Origin of the sequence: uncultured Oscillibacter sp., assembly GCF_910587525.1 — a bacterium.
Taxonomy (GTDB): Bacteria; Bacillota; Clostridia; order Oscillospirales; family Oscillospiraceae; genus Oscillibacter.
In genome coordinates this window covers 1-10,654 of sequence record NZ_CAJULS010000085.1, presented here as the reverse complement: position 1 = coordinate 10,654, position 10,654 = coordinate 1, and the positions used below count along the sequence as shown (strand labels likewise).

Sequence of the window (10,654 nt, the reverse complement as noted above, 5' to 3'; positions counted from 1 at the left end):
ATCGCCTTCCAGACCAATATTCTGGCCCTGAACGCCGCCGTGGAGGCCGCCCGGGCAGGCAGCGCCGGCAAGGGCTTCGCCGTGGTGGCCGATGAGGTGCGCAACCTGGCCAACAGGTCGGATGAGGCCGCCAAGGCCACTAAAGACCTGATTGAAAGCTCCATCGCCGCCGTCTCCGAGGGCAGCGATGTGGTGAATAAGGTCACCGAGGCCCTGGAACGCACCAGTGAGAGCGCCGGCGGCGTCACTGCCAAGATGTCCATCGTAGTGGAGGAGGTGGAGAGCCAGACCGTCTCCATCACCCAGATTACCGAGGGCATCGACCAGATCTCCGGCGTGGTCCAGAACAACTCCGCCACCAGCGAGCAGTCCGCCGCCGCCAGTGAAGAGTTGTCCTCTCAGGCCAGCCTCCTCAAGGGACTTGTGGCTTCCTTCCGCCTGAAACAGGCTGCGAATATAGACAGTTCTTTCTAAGCCGGCCACACGGACTATACATAAGAGGGCCAGGGGTGCAGACCCCTGGCCCTTAACCGATTCGCCTTCAAAAGGTACAATCCAAATTCCCCTTACCTCTGGTCTGGAACGACCTCCTCCGGCGGTGTGTCCAGCTGCCAGGGATCGTCCAGCAGGCCGTGGAGATACCGCAGGGCGGAGGCAAAGTAGAACCCGTCCACAATCCGCTCATCTGTTACGTAATTGCAGTCGATGTACTTCCGCCGGACCACCGTGCCGTCCCGCAGCGTCTCAAATACCCGGCGCTTCTTGCCGAAGGAACAGAATACGGGCACATTTCCAAAGTCGTACAGGTGATGGTAGATGGGCGGAATGCCCAGAGAGGCCATGGAGGTGATGTAAAGCGATCCGTGGAAGGGGGAAAGCTTTGTCAGCGTCCGGGGCAGCAGGCCGAAGTAGTCCAGTGCCTGGAGCAGAAAGACGAAGAACTTCAGCAGCAGTCCCGGGATCAGGTTAAAGGCCCCCGCCAGCTTGTCAAAGCCGGTGTCCAGGGGCGCGTCCTTCACCGCCTGAACCTTGGCGTTGAACTTCCCATAGACCGTATCTGCCGTGTCGGCGGGATCGAAGATGACTTTGATGACTGTGTCCGGCGAGTCTACGGACATGGTCTTTTTGATGGTCATGTTGATCTCGATCTCCCGGCCCCGGGAGAAGACCTTCTGCCCGGCGATGAACCGGTTCAGCCCCGGGTACCGGGCGCAGGCACGGACATAGGCCGCCAGCAGTACATGGAGGATTCCGAAGTTTTTCAGCCCCGCCCTGCGCTTGGAGACGATGTACTTCTCCATCTCCGTGATCTCTACGTGGTCCTCCAGGAAGTTCTGGGAGGTATTGCGGGTTTTCATCAAATAGGGAGACACCGCAAAGATAGGGGACAGGGACCGCAGCCGCCGCCCGTCGTTCCGGTCACCGAAGCCCGGGACATACTCTCCCTCCTCCGGCGTCCTCTTTTTCATGGCCACGGACACACTGAGCAGCGCCGCCATGCATAAAAGCACCGACACCTCCGGCAGCCAGTCGTGGACAGGCCAGCCGGTCTTCCGGGTGTCCTCTACAAAGATGTGGTACAGCAGGGGCAGGCCGAAGAGAAGCCACAAAAGCTTCTGGGTGGGGACACGGCCCGTCACCGTGGCAGTATACAGCGCCGCCACCAGGGCATACAGCAGCAGGCACAGCGCCGTGTGCAGCCGGGACGGAAATCCCAGCGCCTTGACGGCGAAGAACACACACCCCAGCCATACGGGGATGGCGGAGCGGAACAGGCGCTCTTTCCCATCCCGCAGAAGGATCAGCACAAAGGACACGTTTGCTGCCAGAGGCAGGAGAATTTGAAGGCACAGGAAGGAGCGGGAGAGAGACGTCTCCCCGCAGGCCCACACAATGCGCACCACTGCCGAGCAAACCATGAACAGCGCTGAACAGACGGCCAGGGGCGTCATCCCCGGCAGGTAATAAACACTCTTTTTTCTCATAATTTTTTATTATATCACATTTCTGGCCCTCCGGAAAGACTTTTTCCGGAAAATTCGGGCCCGTCACACCGGTTTCAGATTTTGATTGAGGCGGTCCACCATCCAGGCGATCCGCCTTTCCCGTCCGGCATCCGTCCTGGCGGCCAGATACGCCCGCGTGTAGGTCCTCTTCACGGACAGAGGCATGGCTTGAAAGTTGGTTCAGGCGGGCTCATATCCTCTCAGCAGCGCGGATAAACGGGCAATTTCCTCTTCCGTAATCGCCGCGGGTTTTGGAGCGTACCACTGTCCGTTTTTTTGGGCTTCCCCTATTTTCCTTCTGCCGAAACCGGTCATGAGTCCCTGCTCTTCAAGGCTTTTGACCAGCATCCTGCTTTTCTCCGACCACCTGCTCTTCTCTCTACGCAAAGAAAAATATTTCTTATACGCCTGATCGTCGATCCTCTCCACCTGTCCGTCGATCCATCCAAAGCAGAGCGCTTCTTCCGGCGCTTCCCCCGCTTTTATTGTCTTCGGCCCTCCGGCCTTGCCAAACAGAAGCCAAACGCCGGCGCTTGTCAGGCAAGGCTCATAGAGCCATTTCCTGAATTCCTCTCTGCTGGCAAATTCCATAATATCGCTCACTGTACGCCTCTCCTTGCGCACGCCTGACCCGATAACAGCGCACAGCCACTGTTCGGCCGTTCTGATGACAGGGCCACGCGCGGAAATCCGCAAACGCACGCCGCGCAGCCATTTGCAGACGCCCGGTTCTTCACGAAGGGGCTCCCGCTCCCCCGTGCTCCTCCCCTCCCCAGACTGTTGGACTGCTGGTTTCTATTTTGGTTTTTCCGACAAACCAGGAACGCGCCGTCTGTGACGGCGCGCCACGCTTGGTCCTGTCTCTCCGCTCAGCCTTTGGCCGTCCCGTCGGCGCTGAACACCGGCAGGGGCGCCAGAAATTTGATGTCGGGCCGGTTCTGGGCGTCGCCCTCTGCCAACACCGCCACTTTGCCGGTCACTGTGCCGCCGGCCATGGCCACCAGCGCCTCCATGGCGTGGAGGGAGCCGCCGGTGGAGATCACGTCGTCCATCAGCAAAATACGCTTCCCCCGGATCAGGTCTGCGTCGTCCCGGCCCAGAAACAACTCCTGCTCCCCGGCGGTGGTGATGGATTTATCCGTCACATGGATGGGGTCCGGCATATAGGCCTTGGGGCCCTTCCGGGCGATGAAATACTTCTCCGCCCCGGACTGCCGCGCCATCTCGTGGATCAGCGGAATACTCTTGGCCTCGGCGGTGAGCATATAGTCATAGCTGTCCGCGGGAACCAGCTTCAAAAGCTCCCGGGCGCAGGCCACCGTCAGCTCCGAATCGCCAAAGACAATGAAGGCTGCGATATACAGGTCCTCCGTAATTTTGCAGATGGGCAGTTCCCGATGCAGGCCCGCCACTTCAATCGGGTATGTACTCATATCTCGTTCTTCCCTTCTCAAAGAATCGTTCCAAGTGGGCTTTTTCCAGAAATATTATACCCCGCCCCAGTGAAAAGTCAATAATACTGTCTGAATAAAACTCCAGGGTTTTTATGACGGCGTCCCTGACATTTCCGCACCATCTTTTTCCCAGGAAACGCCGCCTCCCTCTTGCTTCTTTCTCCGGAAAGTGTTAGAATAACAGTGGAATATTGGTATTCCGCTGTTTCCGAGGGGATTCCTATGATTTGAAGGAGGTCATCTCAGATGAACGCATATCTCGCAAGAGTCATCGAAAACGTCAAGGCCAAGCACGCTGACGAGCCGGAGTTTATCCAGACGGTGGAGGAGGTCCTCGCCTCCCTGGAGCCCGTGGTGGAAAAGCACCCGGAGTACGAGAAGGCCTGTCTGCTGGAGCGGATGGTGGAGCCGGAGCGGACCATCAGCTTCCGGGTGGCCTGGATGTCCGATGACGGCGCCTGGCACACCAATACCGGCTGGCGCTGCCAGTTCAACGGCGCCATCGGTCCCTACAAGGGCGGCCTTCGCTTCCAGAAAGACGTCAACCTCAGCATCATCAAGTTCCTGGCCTTTGAGCAGACCTTCAAAAACGCCCTGACGGGTCTGCCCATCGGCAGCGGCAAGGGCGGCAGCGACTTCGATCCCACCGGCAAGTCCGACGCGGAGATCATGCGCTTCTGCCAGTCCTTTATGACGGCTCTGCACCGCTTCATCGGTCCGGACGTGGACGTGCCCGCCGGCGACATGGGCGTGGGCACCCGGGAGATCAGCTATCTCTTCGGCCAGTACCGCCGCCTGCGGGGCGCCTGGGAGAACGGCGTCCTCACCGGCAAGGACTTCGCCTCCGGCGGCTCTCTGGTGCGGCCCGAGGCCACGGGCTTCGGCTCTGTTTACTATCTGGAAAACGTCCTCAAGCACGAGGGCGAGAGCATCCAGGGCAAGACCATCGCCTGCGCGGGCTTCGGCAATGTGACCTGGGGCATCTGCAAGAAGGCCACGGAGCTGGGGGCCAAGGTGGTCACTCTCTCCGGCCCCGACGGCTACGTGTACGATCCCGACGGCGTCGCCACGCCGGAGAAGATCGCATATCTGGTGGAAATGCGCAATTCCGGCCGCAACCGGGTCCAGGACTACGCGGAGAAGTTCGGCGTGGAGTTCTTCCCGGGCCAGAAGCCCTGGGGCGTGAAGGTGGACGTGTGCATGCCCTCCGCCATGCAGAACGACGTGCATCTGGAGCACGCCAAGCAGATCGCCGCCAACGGCATAAAGTATTATATTGAGGTGGCCAACATGCCCACCACCAACGACGCTCTGAAATTCCTGATGGAGCAGCCCGGCGTCATCGTGGCCCCCTCCAAGGCCGTCAACGCCGGCGGCGTGGCCACCTCCGCCCTGGAGATGGCTCAGAACAGCGAGCGTCTGATCTGGACCGAGGAAGAGGTCGACAAGCAGCTCCACCGGATCATGGACAACATCTATAATATGAGCGTTGAGGCCGCCGAGACCTACGGTCTGGGCTACAACCTGGTGGCGGGCGCCAACATCGCCGGCTTCCAGCGGGTAGCTGACGCCATGATGGCGCAGGGCGTCTTTTAATTCACTGAAAACGGCCTCTGGCCATTTTCAGTGTGTGAATCACAGTTTTTCCACGCACTCAGCCCCCATCTGCCGCAGGCAGATGGGGGCTTCGCACACTCCAGAACTGAGTGGTGTTTTCCCAAGGCACACGCCCTCGGGAAAAACAGATTTCACTTGATTTCGCCGCTCCCTCGGCCCGGAGGAACGGGCCGAGAGAGACTTGACGATGGATGTCAAGCCGCCCGCAAAACTCCTGCGGAGAGCCTTCAACCGCCAATTAAAAGATCCTCTGGGCTCAGCGCCGCGCCGTCCGGAAGTTCCCGCCCGCCGTTGGGGCCCTCCACGCCATAGCTGGGTTCCAACAGAGCTGGGTCAATCTCCGCCGGGGCCGCCTGCGGCTCTGCGGGGACCGCGGCGGGCTGCATCCGCTCCGCCTCTCCGATCATCCTCCGGATATAGTCCGCGATCTCGTCCAGGGTCTCCGCCTCCGCGATCTCCTCATAGAGGCCCCGCTCAAAGGCCAGGCCGTCCCCGGTGTCCAGGAACACGTACCGCAGCCCCTCGGAGAGGTAGTACTCCGCCAAGTCGGCATAGCAGAAGTAACAGGCGCCATTCCCAGCGCCGGTCTCCCAATTGGTTCTCTCCGGCATAAAAATGGCCTCGCTGCCCGCCTTCAGAGCATCCAGGGGGCCGGAGAGGCTGGTGGACACATCCGGCCCCCCCGGATAGAGAACGGTCCGGATCTCCCCCTCCTCCAGATTCCCCCGGATGGGATCGGTGACCTCTACCGACGCCACGGTGTACCGCGTTCTGCCGCCGCCCAGGCGCACTTCTTCCACCTCATAATACCGCAGTTCCCGGACAGTGCCCCGGAAGATCGCCGTGTCCCGGGCAAAGATCTCCTCCGGGGACAGCCACGCCAGACAGGAGGCGGAGTCAACCTCCGCTCGATCCTCTTCCGCGCCCATGACGGCGTCATCCCGGGTCCCGCCGGCCAGCTCCCCGATCTCCACGTTGACGGAGTAGTTGGAGGCCGGACGCTCTCCAGCGTTGTTCCAGTAGTCCGCTCCGTCCAAACCGGCGCCGCTCCCCTGTGTCTCCTCCGGATGGAACGGCACAACTTTTACGCCCCAGCGGTCCTCATCCTCCCCGCCGCCGGTGTCCGGGGCGCTCTCAGGGCGAGACAGGGTATCAAAACCCTCCTCCAATGCCGCCCACTTCCGCGCGTCCTCCAGGCGCTCCAGGGCAAAGGCCCCCGCCAGCACCACCGCCAGGCACGCCGCCATGGCTCCATACCGCCGCCAGGGACGGTTTCCTCTCCCCACAGTCTCCGCCTCTGTGATCTGGTCCTCCCGGACCTCGCCCACGGCGCGGAACAGCTCCTCTTTTGTCATAGGTCGTACCCCTCCTCGATCAAATAGGCCCGCAGCCCCTTTCGGGCGCGGTGGAGCAGGGACTTCACCTTCCCCTGGGTAAACCCGTACCCGGCGGCGATTTCCCGAACGGTGTCGCAGTACCAGTACCGCCGCAAAAACACCCGGCGGCACTCCGGCGAAACAGTGTCCAGGTATGCCGAGATGGCCTCCCCCAGCCGCCGCAGGTCAAAGTCCTCCTCCATGGGGTCGCCGCCCACGCACTCCGCCAGTTCCTCCAGCACAGCCGCACAGCCGCTCCGGCTCTGGGCGGTGTTATAGTCGTAGCGGTCCAGGGCCGTGTTCCGGGCGATGCGGCCCAGGAAGGGCGGCAGACGCTGGGGCCGCTGGGGCGGCATGGCGTTCCAGGCCCCCAGCCAGGTATCCCCCAAGCACTCCTCCACGTCCCGTCCGTCCCCCAGCACACGGCGGATGATGGCGGCGCAGTAGCCGCCGTACTTTCCCGCCGTGGCCCGGATGGCCTCTTCTGAACGCGCCCAGTACAGGGCGATGATGTCCTTGTCCTCCATGTTGTTCACTTCCTTTTGAAAGCGCTTTCGTATATTTAGTCGGAGAGAGACGGCCTTTGGTTGCACACAGCCGAAAAAAATTACAGGCAGGGGACCATCCCCTGCCTGCTGCCCAAATGGAATATCCGGAGTGCTCCGACCGGTCAAAATTCCAGAGCGGGCCCGGCTTCTCTTCACAGCTGCGCTCCGCCCAGAACCAGCCGCCGCACGGTTCCCGACTTCTCCGAACTGCCGGAGGCCACTCCCGCCGCATAGCCCGGAAAGGTCTCGATCTCATAGTAGGTCTCTCCGTACAACAGCGGCGTCTCCCTCCGCATCATGGTGCCTACTCCCTCGCCGCTGCGCTTGACTCTGGCCTCCCGCCGCACCCAGCTGCGGAAAAAATCCTCCCGTGTGTCCACGTCCGCCAGCCGCCGCATGGCCCGCTGGCTCACCGGACGAATGTGCTCAATATCCACGCCCAGCGGTTCGTCGGCAAGGCCCACCAGCACCGCGCCGGCGGTGTGACTCAGGTTGAACTGCACCTCCGGGTGCTGCGGAAAGTAGGGCTTTCCCCGGTTTGTCAGGGCGATCTCCGGCAGCTCCCGCCAGCCGTACTGTTCTTCCAAGGCCTGCTGTAAAATAAAATAGGCGCACAGCGGCTCCCGCCGCCGCTCCTCCTGCCGGAGGCGCAGCAGCCGTTCCCGGCGCTCCGGCGGGAGTATTGCCATCATAATCTCCGTCTCCTCTTTCGTCAATGGCCTCTCCAACCGGACGGCCCACAGCTCTATCGACATACACTCCCCCCTTTACAATCAAAATCAGACCACTCTATTGTATCCACTCCTCCCATTGGTGTAAATCCTCCTTTCCCACAAAAATTTTCTAAAAATTTGTGAAAAAAAAGAGGAAATTTCATTATCGCGGGGTATATCTAAAATACCGTGGTCTATTTCAGCGCCGGTTTTCTGTATGACCGGCGGGAAATTTGGAAAAACTGACCGAAATGGAGGGAGCCGGCCTATGGCGTTTCCCCAGAGCTTTTTGGACGAGCTTACGTCCAGATGCGACATCGTGGACGTGGTGGGCAGCTACGTCCAGCTGACGCGCAAAGGCGCCAACCTCTTCGGCCTTTGTCCCTTCCACAGCGAAAAGACCGGCTCCTTTTCCGTTGCCCCGGACAAGCAGATTTACTACTGCTTCGGCTGCAAAAAAGGCGGGGGCGTGGTAAACTTCATCATGGAGGAGGAAAACCTCACCTTTCCCGACGCGGTGCGCTTTCTGGCCAAGCGGGCGGGAATGGAGGTGCCGGAGGAGGAGGTCGACCGGGAGGCCGGCCGCCGCCGGGCCAGGCTCCTGGAGCTGAACCGGGACGCCGCCCGCTTTTACCACCAGCTGCTCCAGCAGCAGCCGGGCCAGGCAGTGCGGGACTATCTGGACCGCCGCCGGATCCGGTGGAACACCGCGGTGAAGTTCGGCATGGGGGCCTCCCCCAACGCTTGGGACGTACTACTGAACGAGATGACCTCCCGGGGCTACACCAAGTCCGAGCTCTTGACGGCGGGCCTCATTGTAGACAACAAGAAGGGCGGCTTTTACGACAAGTTCCGAAACCGCCTGATGCTCCCGGTGATCGACACCCGGGGGGACGTGGTGGCCTTTGGCAGCCGGGTGCTGGACAAGTCCGAGCCCAAATATATGAACTCCTCAGAGACGCCGGTTTACAGCAAGCGGCGGGTTCTGTACGGGCTCAATCTGGCAAAAAAAACCAAGCGGCCCAACATCATCCTCTGCGAGGGCAACCTGGACATCGTCACCCTGCACCAGGCGGGGTTTGACAACGCCGTGGCCTCTATGGGCACAGCGCTGACGGTGGAGCAGACCCGGCTTCTCTCCCGCTTCACCAAGGAGCTGGTTCTGTGCTACGACAATGACAACGCCGGAAAGACCGCCACGGAGCGGGCACTGCAGATTCTGAACAACTCGGAATTCTCCGTGAAGGTCCTCCAGCTGCCCCGGCGGCGGACAGAGGACGGGGAGTTGGTGAAGCAGGACGCGGACGACTTCATCAAAAACCAGGGTCCCGGCGCCTTTGAACGGCTGCTCAGCGGCAGTGAAAACGGTATTGAGTTCCGCATGGCCCAGATCGCCGGGAAGTACGACCTGAACAGCGACGAAGAGAGAGTCGCTTATGGCGAGGAGATCAGCAAGCTGCTGGCAACACTTCCAAACGAAGTGGAAAGAGAAATCTATTCTGTCAAAGCTGCTGAAACCGCCCGTATTACTCCTGATGCTATGAAACTCGATGTTGAGCGTGCCCGAAAGCAAAAAATCCGCAAAGATGACCGCGCAGAAGAACGGAAAAACTTAAATCCGGTGGCTCAATTACAACCAAAAGAGCGCTCTATGCGATATGAAAATATGCGTTCCGCCAGAGCAGAAGAGGGTTTGCTCCGTTTATTAGTGCTGGACGACAGTCTTTTTCCTTCTCAGCCGCCTATACACGAGGAACAATTTTCTTCCCCGCTGTTAGGCCGTGTCTTTTCCCTCTTGTGGAAAGCCCGAGAAGAGGGTCGAAACGTAACCTTAGCAATCCTAGACGCTGTTTTAACGTCAGAGGAGATGAGCCATATTACCGCTGTATGTCAACAGCCAGAATCGGCCAAAAACAGCAGGCAGGCACTTGCTGACTACATAACCACCATTCTGGAGGAATGGAGCCGGAGAAACAATAGCGGAGGCGATCCGCTGTCGGCAGCTATAGAAAAAAGCAAGAACAAGAAAGGTACTGGAGGAAAGCTTCATGGCTAATGAAAAAGAATTGACCCCCATGGAACTGGAGCAGCAGGCGGACGCGCTGCTGGCCGCCGCTGAGGCGGAGGAAAATAAACCGGATGCCACGTCCGGGAAAAAGGGTGAAGCGGAGCTCCCCCGGGTCCCCACCGACGAGGAGGCCAAGAAGGCCGGCATCCTCCGGCTGGACGACAAGCAGGTTGCGGCCCTGCCCGCCGCCAGCTGGCTCAGCGGCAATGAAAAGCTGCGGGAACTGCTGGCCCGAGGCAAGAAAAAAGGCAAGCTGGAGTCTGCCGAGCTGATGGACGCCGTGGACGACCTCAATCTGGAGGGCGACCAGATGGACCAGCTGTATGACTCTCTGGAGGCGCTGAACATCGACATCAGCTCCGACGACCTGCTGCTGCGGGACCTGCCCGACGACGAGCCCGCCGCCGAGGAGATCGCCGACGTGGAGGAAGAGGAACTGGTGGACCCCAACACCCTGGTCAACAACTTCTCTTTGGACGATCCCGTCCGGATGTACCTCAAGGAGATCGGCAAGGTGCCCCTGCTCACTCCCGACGAGGAGGTGGATCTGGCCCAGGCCATGTCCGCCGGAAACGAGGCCGCCGAAAAACTGGCAGAGCTCAGGCACCAGCGGGAGGGCGGCATGTCCGTCACCGCTTCCGCCGAGGATGAGGCCACCTGGAAAAAGGACTTCAAAAAGGGCGAGATCGCCAAACAAAAGCTGGCAGAGGCCAACCTCCGGCTGGTGGTGTCCATCGCCAAGCGGTACGTGGGCCGGGGCATGCTCTTCCTGGATCTGATCCAGGAGGGCAATCTGGGGCTGATCAAGGCTGTGGAGAAGTTCGACTACACCAAGGGCTACAAGTTCTCCACCTACGCCACCTGGTGGATCC

Annotated in this window: 10 protein-coding genes and 1 pseudogene; 4 read left to right on the top strand and 7 right to left on the bottom strand. The window is 60.4% G+C overall.

Annotated elements, in window-relative coordinates:
- On the top strand, positions 1-474 hold a 474-nt coding region (locus QZ326_RS08655), incomplete at its 5' end, for a methyl-accepting chemotaxis protein (RefSeq protein ID WP_295743998.1).
- Positions 475-566: 92 nt separating this feature from the next.
- Here QZ326_RS08655 and QZ326_RS08650 read toward each other — a convergent pair.
- From QZ326_RS08650 to QZ326_RS08640, 4 genes and pseudogenes are all read right to left on the bottom strand, one after another.
- Positions 567-1,985 carry a hypothetical protein gene (locus QZ326_RS08650; protein WP_295743995.1) on the bottom strand — a complete coding sequence of 473 codons (1,419 nt, stop codon included), beginning with the start codon at positions 1,983-1,985 and terminating at the stop codon, positions 567-569.
- A 63-nt stretch (positions 1,986-2,048) separates the two neighbouring features.
- Positions 2,049-2,174, bottom strand: a pseudogene (locus tag QZ326_RS13435) (hypothetical protein); the annotation flags it as partial.
- Positions 2,175-2,186: 12 nt separating this feature from the next.
- Positions 2,187-2,609, bottom strand: a complete 423-nt coding sequence (locus QZ326_RS08645; protein WP_365328837.1) for a hypothetical protein — start codon at positions 2,607-2,609, stop codon at positions 2,187-2,189.
- A gap of 266 nt (positions 2,610-2,875) precedes the next feature.
- The gene (locus QZ326_RS08640) at positions 2,876-3,439 is read right to left on the bottom strand and encodes a phosphoribosyltransferase family protein (RefSeq protein ID WP_295743992.1); all 564 of its coding nucleotides are present in this window, start codon (positions 3,437-3,439) and stop codon (positions 2,876-2,878) included.
- A 267-nt stretch (positions 3,440-3,706) separates the two neighbouring features.
- Between QZ326_RS08640 and gdhA the strand changes: the two genes are divergently transcribed.
- The gene (gdhA, locus tag QZ326_RS08635) at positions 3,707-5,056 is read left to right on the top strand and encodes an NADP-specific glutamate dehydrogenase (protein WP_295743989.1); all 1,350 of its coding nucleotides are present in this window, start codon (positions 3,707-3,709) and stop codon (positions 5,054-5,056) included.
- 248 nt (positions 5,057-5,304) lie between these two features.
- Here the strand turns inward: gdhA and QZ326_RS08630 are convergent, their stop codons facing one another.
- From QZ326_RS08630 to QZ326_RS08620, 3 genes are all read right to left on the bottom strand, one after another.
- Complete coding sequence (locus tag QZ326_RS08630) at positions 5,305-6,432, bottom strand: hypothetical protein (protein ID WP_295743986.1); 1,128 nt, start codon at positions 6,430-6,432, stop codon at positions 5,305-5,307.
- A complete protein-coding gene (locus QZ326_RS08625) occupies positions 6,429-6,980 on the bottom strand; it encodes an RNA polymerase sigma factor (RefSeq protein ID WP_295743984.1) in 552 nt (183 codons plus the stop codon). The genes QZ326_RS08630 and QZ326_RS08625 overlap by 4 nt, the downstream gene beginning before the upstream one ends.
- 173 nt (positions 6,981-7,153) lie before the next feature.
- Positions 7,154-7,756: a 4'-phosphopantetheinyl transferase superfamily protein gene (locus QZ326_RS08620; protein WP_295743981.1), complete on the bottom strand. Its 603-nt coding sequence runs from the start codon at positions 7,754-7,756 to the stop codon at positions 7,154-7,156.
- Between the two features lie 226 nt (positions 7,757-7,982).
- Between QZ326_RS08620 and dnaG the strand changes: the two genes are divergently transcribed.
- Both dnaG and QZ326_RS08610 read left to right on the top strand, forming a co-directional pair.
- Positions 7,983-9,770 (top strand): DNA primase, encoded by a 1,788-nt coding sequence (gene dnaG, locus QZ326_RS08615; RefSeq protein WP_295743978.1) that lies wholly within the window; start codon positions 7,983-7,985, stop codon positions 9,768-9,770.
- Positions 9,763-10,654, top strand: an 892-nt coding sequence (locus tag QZ326_RS08610) for a sigma-70 family RNA polymerase sigma factor (RefSeq protein ID WP_295743975.1), incomplete at its 3' end; no start/stop codon positions are given. The genes dnaG and QZ326_RS08610, both read left to right, overlap by 8 nt.